This is a genomic window from Bacillus sp. JJ783, from assembly GCF_036963225.1.
In the GTDB taxonomy this organism is placed as follows: Bacteria; Bacillota; Bacilli; order Bacillales; family Bacillaceae_G; genus Bacillus_A; species Bacillus_A cereus_U.
This window is the reverse complement of record NZ_JBALMG010000017.1, coordinates 16,823-38,917: the sequence shown is the minus strand read 5'-3', so window position 1 is coordinate 38,917 and position 22,095 is coordinate 16,823. Positions and strand designations below refer to the sequence as shown.

Below are 22,095 nucleotides of genomic sequence, written 5' to 3'. Positions count from 1 at the left end.
CAAATGAAAAGAGGAATTATAGTAGATATTCCAAATGAATATGATAATCTACTTTGGAAAGTGTTAAAGCCGATTGATATTTCTTCATTTGATTGGTGGGTGGGGAGTGAGGAGTCATACTTAGTAGCACATGGTGGATTGGATGAAGCATTATTTCCAGAAGAACCAACTATAGTGGAAGGATCAGATTTGAAAAGATTATTTAAAGGCAACATATATTATGTTATTTTTGCAGATTTAAAAGCGTATCCAAAAGGAGAAGAAGTAGTAGATATTGAAACATATGAAGAATTTAAAGAGAGTAAGTGTGAATTAGTTTTACTAGTTGCGGATTGTACATACGTCACAATTTACGCGAAAGATCAAAAAGCAATTAAATTGATGTATGAAAACGCAATTGATCAAGGGTTTTATGTTGAATATGTTACAGATGAAAATGATGGAAGAACTCGTTTATCCGTGTGATAGGTATATAAAGGGGGAAGTAAATGAATCATATTACTGCTGATTTAGTTAAAAAGTTAATACAAGAGCAATTTCCTAAATGGGCACATTTAGAAGTGAAACCTGTAAAGCTTAGCGGACACGATAATAGAACGTTTCATTTAGGAGATTAGATGAGTGTCAGATTACCAAGTGATGTAGCATATGCACCGCAAGTAGAGAAAGAAAACAGTTGGCTTCCTATATTAAGTAAGGAACTTTCTTTACCAATTTCTGCACCAATTGCAAAAGGAAATCCGTCTGAAGAGTATCCGTGGTCCTGGTCTATTAATAAGTGGATAGAGGGAGAAACAGTTACGAAAGAAAATGTTCGTGACTTAGATGAATTTGCGGCGGACTTAGGCTCATTTTTAATAGAGTTACAATCAATTGATACGAGTAACGGACCAGTAGCTGGAGCGCATAATTTTTACCGTGGCGGGCTTATATCTGTATACGATGAAGAAGCGAGAGTGGCCATTGTAAATAATAAGGATGTTTTTGATGAGACATTATTAAAGCACCTTTGGGATTTAGCACTTCGGTCAACATGGAACCGCAAACCAGTTTGGGTTCATGGAGATGTAGCGCCGGGTAACTTACTTGTTAAAGATGGAAAGCTTTGTGCCGTAATTGATTTTGGTATTTTAGGAGTAGGAGATCCTGCTTGTGATGCAGCGATGGCATGGACATTTTTTGATAAGAATAGTAGAAAGATATTTAAAAAAGTACTACGTATGGATGAAGAAACGTGGAATAGAGCGAGAGGATGGGCGCTTTGGAAGGCGTTAATTACATATGATGCGAATAGGGATAGTAATGAGAAAGTAGCCGAAGAATCTTATCGTGTGATTCAAGTGATTGTGGATGATTATGAGAGGTAATAGATACTTAAAGCTTTTTTACCCATTTGGTTATAACTGTGCTCAAATCGGGATTTTACCATTGGTTGGTCTTTTTTACCGTCTAATGGGTTATTTATGATCAGTTATAACTTTTTTGTACCTAGTAATTCTCGTCTATTTATTCTGATGAACATAAAAGACGACTCTTATATATATTAGTCGTTGACTATTTTAAGTTTTATGTATAGAATCTTAATTAGAATTTTATTCGCAAACTCACACACATGTATGTGAGCGGCGGAATTTTGTAGAGTTTAACTCTGTTTCATTCGCCCGTTGTCTATGTATAGACAACGGGCGTTTTTTATTTTCAGAGGAGGAATTTTTTGGAAAAACTAAAGTTTTCATTATTAGTGTTATTAGGTGCCTGTAGCTATGGTGTCCTTTCATCTATTCTAAAAGTTGGATTTTTAAATGGATTTTCTTTTGATGAATTATTAGGTGGACAATATGTATTTGGATGGTTGGGACTACTAGTACTTGTTCTCTTATTTTCCCGTCATAAAGTATCAAGAAAAAATATATTTCTATTGTTAGTTGTTGGGACAACTATGAGCGTAACGAGTATTTTTTATGGGTATTCAGTAAAAGAATTACCAGCATCAATCGCTGTTATCTTATTATTTCAATCCACATGGATTGGTGTGCTTATTGAAGCTGTTGTTAGTAAAACTTTCCCAAGCCGTGAAAAACTATTATCGATTCTAGTTCTGTTTATAGGAACTTTGTTTGCTAGTGGTATGCTTGAAGGCTTAGGACAACATTTATCTGTAAAAGGAATTATTTATGGATTACTAGCAGCTATAGTTTTTGCCTTATATATATTTGCAAGCGGACGTGTAGCTACAACTGTACCAACCTATTCTAAAAGTTTTCTCATGACAACAGGTGCTACACTCCTTGTTTGTTTCATATATCATCCTAATTTTTTAATAGATGGTACATTACAAGCAGGTTTATGGAAATATACTTTTTTCCTAGGTTTATTTGGGGTAGTTATACCGGTTATTTGTTTCTCGCTGGGTGTACCAAAAGTCGGTACAGGTCTTGGAACAATTTTAGGGGCAGCCGAACTACCAGTAGCTATCATTGCTTCTATAACACTTGTACATGAAAAAGTATCGCTTTTACAATGGTTTGGGGTTTTGGGTATTTTGATTGGAGTTTTTATACCTCAAGTGCTAGTTTTACAAAAAGAGAAGAGAGAAACTATGAACAAGGGTGTATCATAGCATAAGATTAACTCATTATTGAGCAAATATGTTGACCCTATTTGCACTAAGTTAACCACCGTAACAAAAACGACCGTTTATGGTATTTTACTTATTTCTATCCGGATAGAGAAAAATACTATTCAAATTCAGTTTCAAAACTCATTACCAAAAATAAACGCTCCTAACATATTAGTCATATATAATATGTTAGAAGCGTGATATTTCAAGTGTTTTTTTGATTTAGGTCTTGATAATCCTACTATTACAATATGATTTTGGAAAATTGTATATGCGGAGAGTACAAATTAAGACGGATGCCCGAAATGAAAAAGCACAAAGAGCAATTGAAAGACTCGGCGCAGTAAAAGAGGGTGTACTTAGAAACGAAAGAAAATTGCCGAGTGGACATGTTAGAGATGCAGTTGTATACAGTGTTATTGCAAGTGAATGGCCAGCTGTAAAAGAACGGTTATTAGAAAAATTAGAGTCTTATAAAGAAAAACGATAATTCATATTAAGAAAGGTGTATTAATCGTCAAGATGAAAAATATACCTTTTTTCTTACAAAACGGTTACTTCTTTTATTTACTTTTGTTTCATCATTCCATTATGATAAAAAATTCGTTACAATGTAGTTGTATGGTAATAAACTTATGAATTACACAAATGTAATGAAAACCGCAAACGAAAAATGAATTGATAATCCTCAATTTTAAATGAAAACCCTTTAATACATATATATAACAAGAAAAATTCCTTCTTTTAAACAAATTCAAACAAAATGATTTGATATATACGTTTTTATATAGAAGTATGGATGATGTACGGAGGCAGTTATAAATGAAAGAAAATAAGAAAAGTAAGAAAAGAAGAATCTTGCAAGTATTCTTGCTTATGATTTGTTCTATTATTTTATATGTAAGTTATGCAGCTTACGATATTTGGAGTTATCGCTTTAAAACAGATGATGATGTGAAGACAGATGCTGGTATCGTGCTGGGAGCAGCTTCATGGAACGGAAAACCATCTCCTGTATTTAAAGAAAGAATTAATCATGCAATTTCTTTATATAAGAACGGTAATATTAAAAAGATTATTTTCACAGGTGGTACAAAGTTTGAGGCAGAGCTTGAGGAAGCACGTACTGCTAGAGTGTATGCACTGAAACATGGTGTAAAAGATGAGGATATTTTAATTGAAACAAAATCTCTTTTCACAGAAGAGAATTTAAAGAATGCAAAGCAAGTTGGAATAGAGAACGGAATACACACATATACGATCGTGAGTGATCCACTTCATATGAAACGTGCAATGAAAATTGCAAAACACATTAAAATTGAAGCGTATGCATCACCAACTCCAACGTCAGCGTATAAAACGTTAGATACAGAGATCCCATTCTTTTTTAAAGAATTATGCTCGTATATTGGATATGTAACCTCTTTGCCTTTAAAGGCATTGAAAGGGGATTAATGTAAGAAAAGAACCTATCCTTTTATAGGAACTTTTCTTATTGTTCAAAAGCATTGTATTTTTATCGGAATAGTGAAACAATAGAGAAGTAACTTCATATAATCATAATGACAAAATGAACGGTTTATGAATCGAACATAAAGGAGATTATGTATGGCACTCTCATTTGTTGAAACAGAAGAACAATCTTTAGTTATTGAGAAAATAAATAAATTGATTCCGAAGTTCATGGAAAGGGAGCATCAACTAAGTGAATTAGGATCATTTCCGTATGAAAATATTAATAATTTGAAAGATATCGGATATACGAAATTAACGTTGCCAAAAGAATTGGGAGGCAATGCGATTTCTTTATATGACTTCGTTTTATTTCAAGAGAAAATAGCAGAAGGTTGCGGTGCTACCGCATTATCAATTGGATGGCACCTGGGCATTGTAAAGGAATTAGCTGAAAATCGCTCTTGGAATGAGGAAATGTTCACTTGGTTTTGTGAAGAAGTGCGTAATGGCGCACTCTTTAATCGAGCAGCGACAGAGCGGAATACAGGTAGTCCTACGCGCGGCGGGAAACCAGAGACGTTAGCTGTCAAAAAAGGTGATAAGTGGATTATAAATGGAAGAAAAACTTTTACGACTATGGCACCAGTGCTAGATTATTTCATTATTTCAGCAAGTATTGAAGGCCGGGAAGAAATCGGTGAGTTTGTCATTCCAAAGAATACGTTAGGCGTATCAATTGAAGAGACGTGGGATAGTATTGCTATGCGAGGAACTGCAAGCCACGATCTCGTTTTACAAAATGTAGAGATACCAGATCGCTTTTTCACTGATATAAAGGGTTCAAAGGTTAAAGCTAAGGGTATTGGCTGGTTGCTACATATACCAGCATGTTATTTAGGAATTGCACAATCAGCAAGAAATTATGCGGTTCAGTTTGCGGAATCATACAAGCCAAATAGTTTAAATCATTCTATTAGTTTATTACCGAATGTTAGAAGATTAGTTGGAGAATTAGAACTTGAGCTTATGCAAGCTCGCGTCTTTTTATATCAAATTGCGAAAAAGTACGATGAAGCAGAAGATAAACTATCATTGCAAGCAGAACTAGCGGCAGTGAAATACGCAGTAACAAATGCGGCGATATCTATTGTAGATAAAGCAATGCGTATCGTAGGAGCAAAAAGTTTATCAGAAAAAAATCCGCTTCACCACTATTATTTAAACGTCAGAGCAGGATTACACAATCCGCCGATGGATGATGCAACACTGTCTATGCTCGCGGATGCGGCGTTTCGGTCGTAATAAAGAAATATAAAGTCTGTTCCGTTCTGGAACAGACTTTTCGTTGTCGGTGAATCGTTGACATATTTAGAGTTGTGATAGATATATTTAAAAAATCGTTGATATAATTCCATGTATTATGTCATTGTTCAAGAAGAGGGAATTCTCGATTTATCAATTAAAAAATCTTTCTTTTCATTCTTCTTTTTATAGTTTTATAGTGGAATGCTATTTTTCTTATTTCACCTACTGTATAATAAGAAAAAAGTACGAAAAGAGGTTATCTCATGCTAGAGGTTATTGCAACTTGTTTAGAAGATGTGAAGCGAATTGAAAATGCTGGTGGAAATCGAATTGAACTCATTTCATCGTATACAGAAGGTGGTTTAACACCGAGTTATGCTTTTATAAAAAAAGCAGTAGAAGCAGTGCAAATACCAGTTCATGTTATGATTCGTCCGCATGCGAAGTCTTTTACATATACGGAAGAAGAAATTGAAATGATGAAAGAAGATATTGTAGTTGCTCAAAATCTTGGAGCTGCTGGTGTTGTATTAGGTGTGTTAAATGAACAAAATGAAGTTGATGAAGAGAAATTAGCAGATTTATTATCTGTTGTAGATGGAATAAATGTCACGTATCACCGTGCGATAGATGATACAGAAAATCCAGTAGAAGCGATGAAAGCTTTGAAGAAATTCAATAAAGTTACTCACGTGTTAACTTCAGGTGGACAAGGAAATGTAGTAGATAATATTCCGGCGCTCAGAGAGATGCAAAAGGAAAGTGAAGGGAATATACAGCTTGTTGTCGGAAGCGGAGTAACGAAAGAGAATGTAAAACAATTACTAGATGAAACTGGAATTAAGCAGGCGCATGTAGGTACAGCGGTTAGAGAAGGTAAGTCATGTTTTTCTGAAATTGACCTAAAGTTAGTACAAGAGTTAGTTGAAATAATAAAGTAAGTATTTAAGAAAGAGGAGAAACGATGAAGACAAATACGATGAAAGAATTGATCTCATGGATTAAAACGATAGGTATTACACTTACGATTGCCTTTATCGTTCGAGGGGTGCTATTTACGCCGTCATTAGTACAAGGTGAGTCGATGATGCCAACTTTAGAAAATAATGAGCGAGTTCTCGTTAATAAGATTGGTTATAGTATAAGCGGGTTAGATCGTTTTGACGTTATCGTCTTCCACGGAAAAGAAGGGTACGATTTAGTAAAACGAGTAATTGGTTTACCAGGTGATACAGTTGAGTATAAAGATGATGTTTTATATGTAAACGGAAAAGCGATGGAAGAACCGTATTTAAAAGAATTTAAAGAAAAGGCGTCTGGTCGTGTATTAACTCCTGATTTTACGTTAGAACAAATCACAGGGAAAACGAAAGTGCCAGAAGGCCAAGTGTTTGTTTTAGGAGATAATCGTGAAGTATCTAAAGACGGTCGTATGTTTGGGTTTATTTCAGAAGATGAAATTGTCGGAAAAGGACAAGCTGTTTTCTGGCCATTGAAACAAGTGAGAGCGTTATAAAGTAAAGCAAAAGTATGGGAGAAATATTCTTCCATACTTTTTTGTTTGTGAAAAATATATTGATAGAATTGAAAGAATATTTTATAATTTTAAATTATAGGTTTGTTTCGAAAAACGGAATTTAAGTTCCGAAATTCGGAACGAGAAGGAGATAGGATGAGTATAAATAAAACGGCAGTTAAGACAATGGATATTTTAGAGTTGTTTTATGAGCATGAGGAGCTAAGTTTAACAGAGATGGTTCAGCTTACGAATATGCCGAAAACATCTGTTTATCGTTTAATTGGCTCGTTAGAAGAAATGGACTTTTTACAAAAAACAGAAAAGGGAAAGTATCGTCTCGGAGTCGTTTTTTTACGATTTGGTCAACTTGTTTCACAAAGGTTATCCGTAAGAAATATTGCAATACCTTATATGAAAGAGCTTAGAGATAGTTTAGGACAAGCAGTAAATTTGATTATTCAAGATGGTAATGACGCAATTTATGTTGAGAAGATGGAAGGAGCTCAGCCGGTACGTGTTTATACGGCGGTTGGAAGAAGGGCTCCACTGTATGCGGGTGCATGTCCGAGAATTTTACTATCGTATTTTTCTGAGGAAGAGAAAAGAAAGTACGTAGAGGAAACAGATTTAAAGCAGTTTGCGGATGGAACAATCGTGAATAAGGAGCATTTGTTAGAAGTATTACATATGGCGAAAAAAGAAGGGTACACAATTAGCTACTCTGAATTAGAAAATCATACAGCAGCTATAGCTGCACCAATTTTTGCAAGTGATGGAACGGTTGTAGCTGGCATTAGTATTTCGGGATTAGCAATTGAGTATAGCGAAAGTAACATTTCATATTTTACTGCGAAAGTGAAAGAAACAGCATACCGCATTTCGAAAGAACTCGGCTTTTGGGTATAGAAAGAGGGAGTGGGATGAAATTTTCTGCGTTAGGGGATCAAGCAATTATTGTTACATTTGGTGAAGAAATTGGGATGGATATATACGAAAAAGTACAACGATTATTTCAAGCGCTGAGGCGGCATCCGTTTGCAGGAATGGTTGAATGCGTTCCATCGTTTACTTCATTAGCGGTGTACTACAATTTGTACGAAGTATGGAAGCAAAACGAGAGAAGTGAAAGGCCATATGATCACGTTTGCCAGTATATACAGGAGCTGTGTGATTCTTATAAAGAAGAAGTGAACCGAGATGTGAAACATATTTCTATACCGGTGTGTTACGGGGGAGAATATGGACCTGATTTAGAAGAGGTTGCATATTATCAAGGATTACAAGTAGAGGATGTTATTCGAATACATAGTGAAACAACATATTTCGTGTATATGTTAGGTTTTACACCTGGGTTCCCGTATTTAGGCGGATTACCGAAAGAACTAGAAACACCTAGAAAAGAAACGCCGCGGTTACAAATTGCTCCTGGTTCAGTAGGTATTGGCGGAAATCAAACAGGTATTTATCCGCTTGAAACACCAGGAGGCTGGAATATTATCGGTCGAACACCTATTTCTCTATTTAATCCAAAAGAAGAAACACCAACATATATTCAAAGTGGTATGTATTTACGATTTATACCAATAACAAAGGAAGAGTACGTATCGCTTGAGGGGGCTAAAGAATGGATGTAGAGGTTTTGCATGCAGGAATGTTTACAACAGTCCAAGATTTAGGACGATCTCATTATCAACAATACGGTGTACCTGTTGGCGGGGCTATGGATAAAAATGCGCTCAGGATGATTAATATGTTAGTAGGTAATGAGGAGAATGAGGCTGGACTCGAAATTACAATAATGGGACCTAAATTGTTAATCAAGAAAACGACTTTGCTCGCGATTGGTGGAGCAGATATGGAACCGTTGTTAAATGGAGAACGCATTCCATTATGGCGTCCCATATTAGCTGAAGAAGGAAGCATGCTTTGTCTCGGAAAAGCGAAAAGCGGTTGCAGGGCGTATGTGACTTTTGCGGGTGGTATAAATATTGATCGTACGATGGGAAGTAAAAGTACTTACATACGTGCTGCTCTTGGCGGTATTGAAGGGAGAATGCTGAAAAAAGGAGATTATTTTCAAATTGGTACAGGGGCAGAAGTTGGGAGTCGTTTCATTCGGAATTTACAAGAAGAAGAGCGTATAAAAACGAAGTGGGCAATTTGTAACAATACTTTACCAAAATATAAGAAGCAGCCTATTCTTCGCGTCATAACAGACTTTGAATATGATCAATTTACAGAAGAAAGTATAAAGTCGTTTTTTTCGAAAGAGTATAAAGTATCCAATTATGCGGATCGCATGGGATATAGGCTTGACGGAGATGTTTTAAATAGAGTTGAAGAGATAGAAATTTTATCGAGCCCAGTTACATTCGGAACAATTCAAGTACCGAATGGTGGACAGCCTATTATATTAATGGCGGATAGACAAACGACAGGTGGTTATCCGAGAATTGGAAATGTAGTTTCAGTAGATTTACCTCTTCTAGCGCAGCTGAAACCAGGAGACTATGTAACTTTTGAAAAAATAACTATGGAAGAAGCTGCACACTTATATATAGATCAGGAAATAAGTATGAGTCTATTAAAGAAATTCATCGCTTTACGAAGCTGAGATTAGGAGGAAAACATCGTGACTACAATTGATTTAAACTGTGATTTAGGAGAAAGTTTTGGAGCTTATAAAATGGGGAATGATGATGAAATTCTTCCGTTCGTTTCCTCTATAAATGTTGCTTGTGGTTTTCATGCGGGTGATCCGGCTGTTATGAGGCAAACGGTTGAAAAAGCTCTGCAGCATAACGTAGCAATAGGAGCACACCCTGGATTTCCTGATTTAATTGGATTTGGGAGAAGGAACATGCACGTTTCAGCAAGTGAAGTATACGATTATGTTTTATATCAAATTGGCGCATTAGAAGGATTTGTTAAAGCTGCCGGTGGGAAGATGCAACATGTAAAACCGCACGGTGCGTTATATAATATGGCGGCAACTGATTCGGAAATTGCGGATGCAATCGCAAAAGCAATTTATCATATTAACCCTGGATTATTACTTTACGGATTAGCGAATAGTGAGGCGTTTATAAGGGCAACAGAAAAATATAATATAACTCTCGTACAAGAAGCTTTTGCTGATCGCACGTATAAGCAGGATGGAACTTTAACGAGCCGTACAGAAGAAAATGCTCTTATAAAAAATGAAGAGGAAGCAATAAAACAAGTACTTCAAATGGTGAAGGAAGGGTATGTAGAATCGGTTAATGGAGAGAAAGTAGCAGTTCAGGCGCAAACGATATGTTTACACGGGGACGGAGAGAAAGCAGTACAATTTGCGAAAAAAATATACAGAACATTCGAACTTAACGGTGTTTCTATAAGTGCACCGAAATAATAAATGAGGGGAAGTGCTGGAAATGATTAAATTAATTGGGATACTACTTGTTGCAGTTGGGTTTTTATTTAGATTAAATACACTGTTAGTAGTAATGGTTGCGGGTATTGTTACTGGTATGGTTTCAGGCTTAAGCTTTTATGATGTGATTAGCATGTTCGGTAAATTTTTCATAGAAAACAGATATATGTCTATGCCAATCATATTAACTTTACCGGTAATCGGAATTTTAGAGCGTTACGGTTTAAAAGAAAGAGCAGAAGCACTTATAACGAAATCAAAAGGAGCAACAACTGGAAGAGTATTAATGTCATATTTTACGATAAGAGAATCATCAGCAGCACTTGGACTTAATATCGGTGGTCATGCGCAAACAGTGAGACCGCTAGTTGCGCCAATGGCAGAAGGAGCTGCGCAAGGAAGGTACGGTAAACTCCCTGAAAAATTGAGAGAAAAGATTAAAGCAAACGCAGCAGCTGCGGAAAATACAGCTTGGTTTTTCGGAGAGGATATTTTCATCGCAACTGGTGCCATTTTATTAATGAAAGGGTTCTTCGATTCAGTAGGTATGCATGTCGGTGTATGGGATATGGCGCTTTGGGGTATTCCAACTGCGATATCTGCCCTTATTGTGAGCTGGATTAGGTTTAGAAGGTTTGATAAGTATATAGAGAAAACAATGAAGGCAGAAGAAAAACAAGAGAAGGAGGCTATATAAGATGAACATCATAACAATGGATACAATTTATTATATATTAGGAATAATCGTTGCATTTATCGCTGTTCGTATTGCATTTGATCGTGAACATCCAAACCGATTCGGTTCTAGCTTATTTTGGGCATTGTTTGCAGTTACATTTTTATTTGGAAATGTAATACCTTCGTTTTACGTTGGCTGTATCGTACTCGCTATGGTCGTGTTAGCTTCATTAAATAAAGTAACAAAATCCGAGGAGAAAGAAGTACCAGTGCAAGAACGTGTGAAACATGCTGAGAAATTAAAGAATAAAATTTTTATGCCTGCACTGTTAATACCTATTTTTACAATTATCGGTACACTGACATTAGGGAAAATCAAATGGGGAAATGTCTCTCTTGTTGATCCTGATAAAGTAACGTTAGTTGCATTAGCATTAGGAGCACTACTCGCATTCGTTGCAGCGATGCGTATTACAAAAGCGAAAATAACAACGCCTGTTCAAGAAGGAAGCAGACTACTACAGGCTGTCGGCTGGGCTGTTATTTTACCACAAATGTTAGCAGCGCTTGGCGGTATTTTCGCAAAATCTGGCGTTGGCCAGGTCGTTTCTGATTTAGTCGGACAAGTGTTACCAACAGAGTATCCATTCGTTGCTGTTATGGCGTACTGTTTAGGAATGATGCTATTCACAGTTGTAATGGGAAATGCTTTCGCTGCGTTTGCGGTTATTACTGGCGGAATTGGCTTGCCTTTAATTGTTCAAATGCACGGCGGGAACCCAGCAATTATGGCAGCACTCGGTATGTTTGCTGGATATTGCGGAACGCTTATTACGCCAATGGCGGCAAACTTTAATATTGTTCCAGCGATGCTTTTAGAATTGAAAGATAAGAATGCTGTTATTAAGGCGCAAGTACCAATTGCTCTTTCCATTTTCATTATCAATATGTTTATCATGTACGGCCTTGTATATCGTTTCTAATTAGGAGAGTGAAACTATGAAAACAGTATTATTAACAGGATTTGATCCGTTTGGAGGAGAAAGCATCAACCCAGCTTGGGAAGTCGCAAAAAGTTTACATGAAAAAACAATTGGAGAATACAAGATTATAAGTAAACAAGTTCCAACAGTATTTCATAAATCGATAAGCGTATTAAAAGAGTATATAGAAGAGTTGTCGCCTGACATTATTATATGTATTGGACAAGCTGGGGGCAGACCAGATGTTACGATAGAGCGAATAGCAATTAATGTTGATGATGCAAGAATTGCTGATAATGAAGGAAATCAGCCAGTGGATGTACCGGTTGTAGAAGAAGGACCGATTGCATATTGGTCGACATTACCGATGAAAGCAATTGTAAAAAAACTTCGCGAGGAAGGCATACCAGCTTCCGTTTCACAAACGGCAGGTACATTCGTTTGTAATCACTTATTCTATGGTCTCATGCATGAACTGCGGAAGCATGATCAAAAAATAAAAGGCGGATTTGTTCATATTCCGTTTTTACCAGAACAAGCTAGTAACTATCCAGGTCAACCGAGTATGTCACTTTCTACTATTAGTAAAGGGATTGAATTGGCAATTGAGGTAACGACGGAAGTGGAAGTAGATATTGTAGCGTGCGGCGGTGCGACGCATTAAGTAAAAAGCATGTTAATTAAAGAGGGCTGATGCAGCCCTCTTTGTGTGTTTGTATTTTGTAATTGAAGATGCAGCATAGAATATAAAGGAAAAGGTTGCAATGGGAGTATTCTAACAAATATGGAATTGTTCCAAATAAAAGGAAACTTTTTAAATAGTTTCTTAATGATGTAGAATTTTCGTCTATATGAATGGATAAAAAGTTAAGTTCTGATAAACTCAAAGACATACAAAGTAAAGGGATTCCAACTCAGATGAAATTATTATAATAATTTGGATATATAGTATTTTAGTAGCCCTCTACATGACTTCATTTACTGCAACAACCAAAAAACTATTTCTTTTATTGAAATCCTCCAAAAGAAATAGTTTTTTCACATATATCCCTTTAGTAATCTTTATTTTATTTGTATATATAGCAATGAGAAAACTCCAGCTCATCAGTATTTTAAACCATGAATGAGTTGGAGTTTTTGGTCTTTTATTCGCAAATTTCCCGTTCATCGAGTAAATCGATGACGCAGTCTTTATGTTTAAGAAGCTCCTCTTTAGATAAATAGTCAGCTCTCTTACAAAGTTGCATTAGTCTATTAGGTATGTTTTGTTTTCCTAGAAATATCATTGCTCCAGCATACATTATATTGCGTTTGTGTGGAGATTGCTATGGTTATACAAAAAAGAGTAACCCGTTTGGCTACTCTTCACATAGAAACTTGTATTTGTTCATTTCAATAAGAGACCGTTATTGAAGTCCCTTCATGAAATTTTGGATTTTTGATGATAATGCAAACAGCAGGATGCTAACTAAAATGGAGATAGCACCAATAACACCAAAGTAAATTGCTTCTGTTGCAGGATTATACAGTTTAACAACTTGGGCATTTATTGCTTGCGCAGACGCAGTTGATAAGAACCATAAGCTCATGGTTTGCGAAGAGAAAGCAGCTGGAGCCAGCTTCGTCGTTATTGATAACCCTGAAGGAGATAAACAAACTTCTCCAATTACAATTAAAAAGAAGCTAAGGACTAACCACATAGGATTCACTAAAGAGTGAGTACCGTTGATTAAAGCCGGAATAATCATAACTAAGAATGAGAAACCTGCAAATAGCAATCCAATAGCGAATTTTTTTGCCGTTGAAGGCTGCTTCTTGCCTAACTTTATCCAAACCCATGCAAAAATCGGGGCAAGCGTTACGATAAAGATTGGACTTAATGATTGGAACCAAGCGGAATGCAATGTAATTCCATTGAACTGTAATTGAGTTCGTTGATCCGCGTATGTCGCTAAGATAATAGCACCTTGTTCTTGTATAGACCAAAATATTGTAGCTGCAATAAAGAGTGGTATATACGCAAGAAGACGAGATTGCTCTACTTTTGTTGTTTTAGGACTACGATACATATAAATGAAATAATAGGCTGGAATAACAATCCCTAAGATACTAATCAAGAATGTAAAACGATTTATAGTTAACAACCCAGTTGGAATTGTAACCACACCTAGCAATGTTAATACAACCAGACCGACACTGAAATACTTGATAGTCTTTTTTCTTTCCGAATCTGATAATGGATTAGGTACTTGTGTACCGACTAGACCAAGGTTTTTCTGTTTTGTTCCAACAAATACCCCTAACCCAATTGCCATACCAATTGCCGCAACTCCAAAACCAAGGTGGAAATTATATTGCTGACCTAATGTTCCGACAACTAAAGGTGCAAGTAAGGCACCTAAGTTAATACCCATGTAGAATATACTGAACCCTGAGTCACGACGCGCATCTGTTTCACTGTATAAACTTCCTACGATGTTCGATATGTTAGGCTTTAACAACCCTGTTCCTAGAACTAAGAAGACCATAGAGATAAATAACGCACTTTTACTACCCGGTAAAGCTAAAATAAGATGGCCAATCATAATTAAAACGCCACCAAAGAATACGGTTTTACTTGGACCAAATAAACGATCCGATATCCATCCACCGATAATACTAGACATGAACAGTAAGGAACCGTAAATTGCCATTATCGAGGTTGCGGTAGATTGATCAATTCCTAATCCACCTTTTGCGACCGAATAGTACATATAATACAGTAAAATAGCTCTCATTCCATAATGAGAAAACCTTTCCCAAAACTCAGTGAAGAATAAAGAGAATAATCCTTTTGGATGCCCAAAAAATCCTGTTTGAGGAATATTTTGAACAAGTTCGTTTTTTTCTTTCATAATGTTAATATTACCCCTTATTAATTTTTTATATTATACAAGTATAACTTAAGAGGCTCCCAGTAGTCCATAACTATCTAAGCACATCGATGAAGAAAAGCAGCCTTCGGGCTGCTTTCTAAATGAATTGAAAAATCGTCATTTGCTCATTAGACACACCTTTCACTGAATCTACCTCTAAACAATCCAGAATTGATTGTGAGAGTGCTTTAGCTACTAAGAATGCTACGCCATTACTAAAATAAGTGTATATTGTTGATTTAATGGTATATGAGGCGGAATAACGTATGTATCTGGAACACTCATTAATCTTAAGCATTCTCGAACGGTTAACCTTCTATTTTTTTGCGGATGAATAAACTCTCTACCATCCTTTGCAATATGAGAAGTGATAGTGTAGGATGGTTGATCCCAAGATAACTTTCTTACACCATTAAATTGGTTTGGGTTTAGATAATGCAACGTAGTAAGTAAACCGAATTGTACAACACCTACTGTAAACAACTGGTATAATAAGTATAGGAAAATACATAGAGGTGATTTTTGTGCAGCAATTTGAAGAAGTACGTTCAATATTAGAAAAGGCGAAGAAAATTACAGTGTTGACAGGTGCTGGTGCAAGTACGGAAAGTGGAATCCCTGATTTTCGTTCAGCAAATGGATTATATGCTGATGCGAATGTAGAGATGTATTTATCGAGAGGCTATTATAATAGAAATCCGAAAGAGTTTTGGAAGCATTATAAAGAAATCTTTCAAATTAATACGTTTCATCAATATAAACCAAATCGTGGGCATCGCTTTTTAGCGGAACTAGAAGAACAAGGGAAAGACATAACGATTTTAACGCAAAATATTGATGGTTTACATCAAGTAGGTGGTAGTAAACATGTAATTGATTTACATGGAACGCTTCAAACAGCGCATTGTCCGAAGTGTAAAACGGGATATGATTTACAATATATGATTGATCATGAAGTGCCGCGTTGTGAAAAATGTAATTTTATTTTAAATCCAGATGTTGTTTTATACGGAGATACACTGCCGCAATATCAAAATGCGATCAAACGTTTATATGAAACAGATGTACTTCTCGTAATGGGAACATCACTCAAAGTACAGCCTGTCGCGTCATTCCCAGAAATCGCAAAGAGGGAAATAGCAGCAACAACGATTTTAGTAAATGAAGAATTAACAGGACAGGAATATAACTTTGATTATGTGTTTCAAGAAAAGATTGGTGAATTTGTTGAAGGATTATCTTCAATTAAATAAATTGATCTTTTCGTAAAAAAACTGAGGTGTATTGAGACCACCTCAGTTTTTTATTTGAGGAATCGCTGTTTTAAGTCACCTGAAAACATGTCGATAATGTAGTAACCACATCTCTATAATTTATAAAAAAGTGTTTGGTAGGTAAAATGGCAGAGTAAGAAGTAATATTTTCTTTAACGAATACACAATCATCATAAAGTAAGCTAATATGTAGCTGGTGTAAAGGTTCTATTTGATTTTGCTTAAGATATAAAACTAAGTCATTATAAAGTTGCTCACTATACTCACTTACAGAATGTTCTAGTGAAAGCTGACCTGCTATGCTAGTCCACCATACTTTAAAACTACATATCAATTCTTTGAATGATTCTTCATTACATAAATGGATGTCAAAAAGCTTCTCATAAAATATATGATTCTCCTCATGGGAAATCTGTAAATCATAGCTCCCATTAGCAATTTGTTTGCGAAGTGTATGCCATAATTCTGTGAAATTTGCTTCAAAATCATTAGAGAAATTTAATTTTCTTGCTATGTAAGGAAACCGTACATTCCCTTTGTTCTCTTTTTGATTGAGATAAATATTTTGAATATAAATCATAAAGTTTAAACAATGTGACGTATTAGTATGTATTGTAAACGAATCAGGCATTTTCATTTGCTCCTTCGTAATGTCTTTTATTGATTCATTTCTTTAGTATACAAAGAAATGTAAACGAATGGTATGAAAAACCAGTTTTATAATCTCTTTCTTTTTGAATATCATTCATGTTATTGCGTATTAAGGGGAATGGTAATAAATAGGATATAAAATACAAAAACTGAAAATTAAATCTTTTATTTCTTTTGTAATTAATATAAAATTCTATATATATCATAAAATTAAATTTGATACATAATGATGTATTTGATTGCACTGTAGTGAACGTATGTTTTATGTAGAGAAATGTTAATAGAATGAAGCGAGGGAGCAAAATGAGACAGAAAAAGGAGAAGCAGAAACAGTCGAAAAAGAAAAAGACTCATATTCCGTTTCGGTTAAATGTACTATTTTTTATCGTGTTTCTTTTATTTTCAGCTATTATTATTCAATTAGGTAAAGTACAAATCATTGACGGAGAAACGTATCGAAATGAAGTGAATAAAAAGGAAGATGTAACGGTGAGTACTCCAGTTCCGAGAGGGAAGATGTTTGATCGGGAAGGGAAAGTTATTGTAAATAATAAACCGTTACGAACTGTTACATATACGAAGATGAAAGGAGTGGACTCAAAAGAGGTTTTAATAGTGGCAAGAAATTTAGCGAAGCTAATTGAAATGCCGCAAGAAGATATGGACAAGTTAACAGAGACAGATAAAAAAGACTTTTGGATGCAGTTAAATGAAAAACGCGCAGCAACAAAAGTAACGAAAGAAGATGAGAGTAAATTTAGGAAGCAGGAAATAGAAGGGAAAGACTTAGATAAGAAAGTAGAAGAGTTGAGACGAGAAAGAATTACACAAGAAGAATTAAACGAGCTTTCGAAAGAGGATATAGAAGTACTAGCAATTAAAAGCAAAATGAATGCGGGATATAAAATGACGCCACAAATCGTCAAAAAAGATGTAAGTCAAAATGAATATGCAGTAGTGAGTGAAAGATTATCAATCTTGCCAGGCGTAGATACGACTGTGGATTGGGAGCGAGAATATCCAAATGATAAAATACTACGTTCTGTACTTGGTAGTGTTTCTACTGAGAATGAGGGATTACCAAGGGAGCAATTAGACTATTATTTAGTACGAGATTATAACAGAAATGATCGTATTGGTAAGAGTTACATCGAAAAACAATACGAAGATATGTTACATGGAACGAAAGAACAGTCTAAAAATATTACTGATAAAGCTGGAAATATTATTCGAACTGAAAAAGTGACAAAAGGAAAAAGTGGAAATAATTTAATGTTAACAGTTGATATGGATTTACAGAAGAAAGTGGAGGAAAGTCTTGAAAGGAATTTAAGGGCATTTCATTCTTCTGAACCGATGATGGATCGTGCATTCGTGGTTATGATGAATCCGAAAAATGGTCAAATTCTATCATTAGCAGGAAAAAAAATTGTAAATAAAGACGGCGGAATGCAAATAGAAGACTATGCATTAGGAACGATGATAAGCTCTTATGAGTTAGGATCGACGGTGAAAGGAGCTACGTTGTTAGCGGGATATCAAACAGGAGCGATTAAGCCATATACGCATTTCTTTGATGCACCAATGTACTTTAAAGGAAGTTTGAAGCCGAAGAAATCTTGGAAAGACTTTGGAGATATTGATGATTTAAGAGCATTGCAAGTTTCATCCAATGTCTACATGTTTAATACGGCGTTAAAGATTGCGGGGATTGATTATGTACCAAACAATCCGCTAGATATTAAACAAGAAGCGTTTAATAAAATGCGCTATTACTTTAGACAATTTGGTTTAGGTGTGCCAACTGGTATTGACCTGCCAAATGAATCGATTGGTCAAATGGGTAGAACTGATAATATACCTGGTTTTTTACTTGATTATGCGATTGGACAATATGACACATATACGCCGCTGCAGCTTGCTCAATATATGTCAACGATTGCAAATGGTGGTTACCGAATGAAACCACAAATTGTACAAGAAATTAGAGAGCAACCAAATAGACCAGAGGAAGTCGGAAAAGTTATTCACTCGATGGAACCAGTCGTGTTAAACCGAGTGGATATGGATCTGTCATATATAAATCATGTGAAAGAAGGATTTAGAAGAGTTTTCCAGGAGACTGATGGGACAGGTACTGGAACTTTTAAAGGATTACCTTATAAACCGGCTGGAAAAACAGGAACAGCAGAAACAGTGTACGGTGGAGAAAGTGATATTGGCAGAGATGAAAACAACTATCGAAAAAAATGTTATAATTTAACTCTCGCCGGGTATGCGCCATATGATGCTGATCCGGAAGTCGCTTTTTCTGTTGTTGTGCCATGGGTGAATAATGATAAATCAGGTATTAATTCTGCAATTGGTAAAGAAATTTTGGATGCATATTTTGATTTGAAAACGCAGAGATCGGGTGTAAGTCCAGTCCCAGTAGCACAACAGCCGAATAAGGCACAGTAAAAAATTCAAATTGTAGTATATCACTGCGCAAATGAACAGGTGCAGTGATATATTTTTGAGTTGAAAAGTGTTTTGATAAGGTGGGAATGGATATGAAAGAGAAGATTAAGAGAGGTTGGGGAAAGTACATACTATTTATATTTGTCCTAGTAGTAACGTACCAGTCTTTCACTTTATGTAAAGTGGAAGGAAAATCAATGCAGCCAACTTTACAGGAAGAAGACTACGTATTTGTAAATAAAGCCGCTGTACATTTTTCTAGCTTACAGCACGGAGAAATCGTCATTATTAAGGAAGAGGATGAGTCGAAATATTATGTGAAACGCGTAATAGGACTTCCTGGTGACGTAATTAACATAACGAATGGAACGGTATACGTAAATGACAAAAAGCAAGAGGAACCTTATATAAATAAAGATTTATATAACAATACACAAGTGTTTTACAACTTTCAAAAGACAAAGATTCCGCCAAATAAGTTATTTGTAATGGGAGACAACCGTGAACATAGTAAGGATAGTCGAAATGGTTTAGGTTATATTGAAGAAGATAACGTTATTGGCAAGGTGGAATTTATATATTATCCTTTTTCAAAAATGAAAATACTAGACTAGTTTAGTATTTTTATTTATTTTCCTCAAAAACAATCAATGAATTAGAAGTAACTTTTAATCCGCAGGTGCTCCTATAAAGAGGATGATAATTAGCGCTTTTATAGTAAGTTAACGGTTAGGAAATAGAAAGGGGTATGATGATATGTATAAGTACACAATATGCTTCATTAGAAAAGGGGATAACATACTCCTTTTAAATAGAAACAAAAAGCCAACAATGGGAATGTGGAATGGCGTTGGAGGGAAAATCGAGGATAATGAAACTCCATACGAAGGAGTAATTAGAGAAACGTTTGAGGAAACGGGTATAGAGCTGCAAAGTGCAACTTATAAAGGGAATGTTATCTTTAAAGATAAAGACGAGTCTCAGGATAGTGAGGGAATGTATGTATTCCTTGCTGATTTACGAGATGAAATACATATTGATACGCCAGTAAGCACTGATGAAGGTATATTAGAATGGAAGTCAATTGATTGGATATTAGATGGTGATAATAGAGGTGTAGTTAGCAATTTGCAAAGATATTTACCGATATTATTAAAAGAGGACAACAATTTAGATCATATATTTACGTATGATAATCGGAATATTATTGAGTACACAACTGCTGTTTTGGCAGAAGATGATACGAAAAAACGATATGAAAAACATCTCATTTCTCAATAGGATAAGATGCGTTAAAATACTAAGAAAAAGCCAAATTCCAATAAAGAATTTGGCTTTTTTGCAAGGAATTCTAATTCAAGTTTTACTCTACATAATTCGCTTTTATAATAAAACGATGTTGCTTCACATCAAAATATCCTTTTTGCAAGATGATTTCATGTATGCGATACAATTCCTCATTATAGCTTTCTACTGTGAAATCAGGAATTTGCCACGGAATTGCTTGTAAGTAATAGACAACAGCACCGACATCATAAAAACGCTGAAGAGGGAATTCTTCTTTCGCTTCTAAAATAGTAAATCCATTTTGTTCTAATTCACTACATGCCGTTTTGAGTGACCAACTTGAAAATTCGCTATTCAGCGGTGTGCCAAACTGCTCATTAAGTTCCGCACAATCAAGACCACCGACTTGTTGTGTAAGAAATGTTCCATTGATGGAAAGACTTCTTTTCACTTCAGAAGCAGAATAGGATTCATGTTGATTCACAATTAAATCAAACTGACCATCTTGAAATGGTAAAGCAGTATCATCAGTCACTTCTACGACTATAACTCCTAAAGGTTCTAATTTCTTTCGTGCAATTGGGACATTCGGAGCATAGCCCTCAGTCGCATAAATAGTTGACGGGAACGGTTGTAACATAGATAAAAACTCTCCGCCGCCAGTACCCATATCTAGCATAGATTTTGCACGTTGCATAAGCTGGAAAGCAGTACTGCCATATGACCATGATAAAGGCTCGCTCTTCATTCGGCCAGTTTCTGAAATGAAAGAAAAATCCCAGCCACTAAAATTTGTATTAGCACTTTCTAAAAAAGTTAAAAATAATGGATCACGTTTCATAATTATGTCCTCCTATTTTTAAAAATGAGTGATATGATGAGAAAAAAGGGAGGACCTCTTATTAAAATGAAGCGGTTTTACGTTTCATGTTCAAATAGATTCATACAAATTCGCTCCTTGCGAGAATGGTTATTTATATATTCGAGATAACCAAGAGGAAATCCTTTGAAATTATAAGGGAAGGCAGTTGTTTAATGAAAAATTGGATGAAGTTTACAGACAAAGAGAGCGATCAAATATGGGATAGGGTATATAGTGATTTTGAGTTTTCACCAAGTATTTCTATATTCCCATCATTTAAGGTGCCAAGTCCTTTTGTGACATATGATATTTCTCATTACTTTGGAGAATCGGTAGATTTAAATGTATATGACGATCTGGAAGAAAAAGCATTACTAGTTTTTAAAGAGAATACGGTATCGAATGAATATATAATGGCACTTGATTGGCAACATGAGTGTTATTGGGTGAATCCACATTTAAAGTTCGATAGAAATGAATTTGATGAGTGGACAATCCCGATTTTTCCAAATGGAGATTATTATTTCTTTATTCAGAAGGACTTTAAGTGGGGCTATTTAGGGCATCCGTGGGAGGAGAGTATAACGATATTTGGAAAAGAATTAATAGAGAGCTTTGAACAACGTAAGCCAGAAATGTTTCAAAATATTTTAAGGCAGGGATAATGTTTT

22 protein-coding genes and 2 pseudogenes are annotated in these 22,095 nt (G+C 35.5%); 20 read left to right on the top strand and 4 right to left on the bottom strand.

Going from position 1 to position 22,095, the window contains the following annotated elements; all coding sequences use genetic code 11:
- The first annotated feature begins 3 nt into the window (after positions 1-3).
- The 15 genes and pseudogenes from V7038_RS04605 (at position 4) to pcp (ending at position 12,639) form a co-directional block, all read left to right on the top strand.
- Complete coding sequence (locus V7038_RS04605) at positions 4-465, top strand: DUF2691 family protein (RefSeq protein WP_335469329.1); 462 nt, start codon at positions 4-6, stop codon at positions 463-465.
- Positions 466-488: 23 nt separating this feature from the next.
- Positions 489-1,367: pseudogene (locus V7038_RS04600) on the top strand (aminoglycoside phosphotransferase family protein).
- 347 nt (positions 1,368-1,714) lie between these two features.
- Complete coding sequence (locus V7038_RS04595; RefSeq protein ID WP_335469327.1) at positions 1,715-2,620, top strand: EamA family transporter; 906 nt, start codon at positions 1,715-1,717, stop codon at positions 2,618-2,620.
- 238 nt (positions 2,621-2,858) lie between these two features.
- Positions 2,859-3,110: pseudogene (locus V7038_RS04590) on the top strand (GNAT family N-acetyltransferase); the annotation flags it as partial.
- A gap of 332 nt (positions 3,111-3,442) precedes the next feature.
- Positions 3,443-4,075: a YdcF family protein gene (locus tag V7038_RS04585; protein WP_335469325.1), complete on the top strand. Its 633-nt coding sequence runs from the start codon at positions 3,443-3,445 to the stop codon at positions 4,073-4,075.
- Positions 4,076-4,228: 153 nt separating this feature from the next.
- Positions 4,229-5,377, top strand: coding sequence for an acyl-CoA dehydrogenase family protein (locus tag V7038_RS04580; RefSeq protein ID WP_002110629.1), 1,149 nt, complete (start codon positions 4,229-4,231; stop codon positions 5,375-5,377).
- Positions 5,378-5,643: 266 nt separating this feature from the next.
- Complete coding sequence (locus V7038_RS04575) at positions 5,644-6,321, top strand: copper homeostasis protein CutC (RefSeq protein ID WP_335469322.1); 678 nt, start codon at positions 5,644-5,646, stop codon at positions 6,319-6,321.
- A 23-nt stretch (positions 6,322-6,344) separates the two neighbouring features.
- Positions 6,345-6,896 (top strand): signal peptidase I, encoded by a 552-nt coding sequence (gene lepB / locus V7038_RS04570; protein ID WP_335469320.1) that lies wholly within the window; start codon positions 6,345-6,347, stop codon positions 6,894-6,896.
- Between the two features lie 156 nt (positions 6,897-7,052).
- The gene (locus tag V7038_RS04565) at positions 7,053-7,805 is read left to right on the top strand and encodes an IclR family transcriptional regulator (protein ID WP_002165511.1); all 753 of its coding nucleotides are present in this window, start codon (positions 7,053-7,055) and stop codon (positions 7,803-7,805) included.
- A gap of 14 nt (positions 7,806-7,819) precedes the next feature.
- Positions 7,820-8,533, top strand: a complete 714-nt coding sequence (gene pxpB / locus V7038_RS04560; protein WP_002127997.1) for a 5-oxoprolinase subunit PxpB — start codon at positions 7,820-7,822, stop codon at positions 8,531-8,533.
- On the top strand, positions 8,524-9,513 hold the full coding sequence (locus tag V7038_RS04555) for a biotin-dependent carboxyltransferase family protein (protein ID WP_002110622.1): 990 nt from the start codon (positions 8,524-8,526) through the stop codon (positions 9,511-9,513). The genes pxpB and V7038_RS04555 overlap by 10 nt, the downstream gene beginning before the upstream one ends.
- Positions 9,514-9,531: 18 nt before the next feature.
- Positions 9,532-10,293, top strand: coding sequence for a 5-oxoprolinase subunit PxpA (gene pxpA / locus V7038_RS04550; protein WP_002110621.1), 762 nt, complete (start codon positions 9,532-9,534; stop codon positions 10,291-10,293).
- A gap of 22 nt (positions 10,294-10,315) precedes the next feature.
- Positions 10,316-11,011, top strand: a complete 696-nt coding sequence (locus V7038_RS04545; protein ID WP_002110619.1) for a DUF969 domain-containing protein — start codon at positions 10,316-10,318, stop codon at positions 11,009-11,011.
- A gap of 1 nt (position 11,012) precedes the next feature.
- The gene (locus tag V7038_RS04540) at positions 11,013-11,975 is read left to right on the top strand and encodes a DUF979 domain-containing protein (protein ID WP_335469317.1); all 963 of its coding nucleotides are present in this window, start codon (positions 11,013-11,015) and stop codon (positions 11,973-11,975) included.
- Positions 11,976-11,991: 16 nt separating this feature from the next.
- Entirely contained in the window at positions 11,992-12,639 is a 648-nt protein-coding gene (gene pcp / locus V7038_RS04535) for a pyroglutamyl-peptidase I (protein WP_335469315.1), read from the top strand.
- A 742-nt stretch (positions 12,640-13,381) separates the two neighbouring features.
- Here pcp and V7038_RS04530 read toward each other — a convergent pair.
- Both V7038_RS04530 and V7038_RS04525 read right to left on the bottom strand, forming a co-directional pair.
- Positions 13,382-14,869, bottom strand: coding sequence for a peptide MFS transporter (locus V7038_RS04530; protein ID WP_335469313.1), 1,488 nt, complete (start codon positions 14,867-14,869; stop codon positions 13,382-13,384).
- A gap of 225 nt (positions 14,870-15,094) precedes the next feature.
- Positions 15,095-15,331, bottom strand: coding sequence for a DNA cytosine methyltransferase (locus tag V7038_RS04525; protein WP_223260378.1), 237 nt, complete (start codon positions 15,329-15,331; stop codon positions 15,095-15,097).
- Between the two features lie 83 nt (positions 15,332-15,414).
- Here V7038_RS04525 and V7038_RS04520 point away from each other — a divergent pair, with 83 nt between their 5' ends.
- A complete protein-coding gene (locus V7038_RS04520) occupies positions 15,415-16,143 on the top strand; it encodes an NAD-dependent protein deacylase (RefSeq protein ID WP_002110615.1) in 729 nt (242 codons plus the stop codon).
- A gap of 70 nt (positions 16,144-16,213) precedes the next feature.
- On the opposite strand, the gene V7038_RS04515 is transcribed toward V7038_RS04520, so the two are convergent.
- On the bottom strand, positions 16,214-16,795 hold the full coding sequence (locus V7038_RS04515) for a hypothetical protein (protein ID WP_002110614.1): 582 nt from the start codon (positions 16,793-16,795) through the stop codon (positions 16,214-16,216).
- A 305-nt stretch (positions 16,796-17,100) separates the two neighbouring features.
- Here V7038_RS04515 and V7038_RS04510 point away from each other — a divergent pair, with 305 nt between their 5' ends.
- The 3 genes from V7038_RS04510 (at position 17,101) to V7038_RS04500 (ending at position 20,556) form a co-directional block, all read left to right on the top strand.
- Positions 17,101-19,275, top strand: a complete 2,175-nt coding sequence (locus V7038_RS04510; RefSeq protein WP_171902563.1) for a peptidoglycan D,D-transpeptidase FtsI family protein — start codon at positions 17,101-17,103, stop codon at positions 19,273-19,275.
- 92 nt (positions 19,276-19,367) lie between these two features.
- The gene (lepB, locus tag V7038_RS04505) at positions 19,368-19,889 is read left to right on the top strand and encodes a signal peptidase I (RefSeq protein ID WP_002110612.1); all 522 of its coding nucleotides are present in this window, start codon (positions 19,368-19,370) and stop codon (positions 19,887-19,889) included.
- 142 nt (positions 19,890-20,031) lie between these two features.
- Complete coding sequence (locus V7038_RS04500; protein WP_215578965.1) at positions 20,032-20,556, top strand: NUDIX hydrolase; 525 nt, start codon at positions 20,032-20,034, stop codon at positions 20,554-20,556.
- 82 nt (positions 20,557-20,638) lie between these two features.
- Here the strand turns inward: V7038_RS04500 and V7038_RS04495 are convergent, their stop codons facing one another.
- Positions 20,639-21,403 (bottom strand): class I SAM-dependent methyltransferase, encoded by a 765-nt coding sequence (locus V7038_RS04495; RefSeq protein ID WP_335469309.1) that lies wholly within the window; start codon positions 21,401-21,403, stop codon positions 20,639-20,641.
- A gap of 194 nt (positions 21,404-21,597) precedes the next feature.
- On the opposite strand from V7038_RS04495, the gene V7038_RS04490 reads away from it, so the two are divergent.
- Complete coding sequence (locus V7038_RS04490; protein ID WP_002110609.1) at positions 21,598-22,089, top strand: DUF2716 domain-containing protein; 492 nt, start codon at positions 21,598-21,600, stop codon at positions 22,087-22,089.
- Positions 22,090-22,095: the final 6 nt, after the last annotated feature.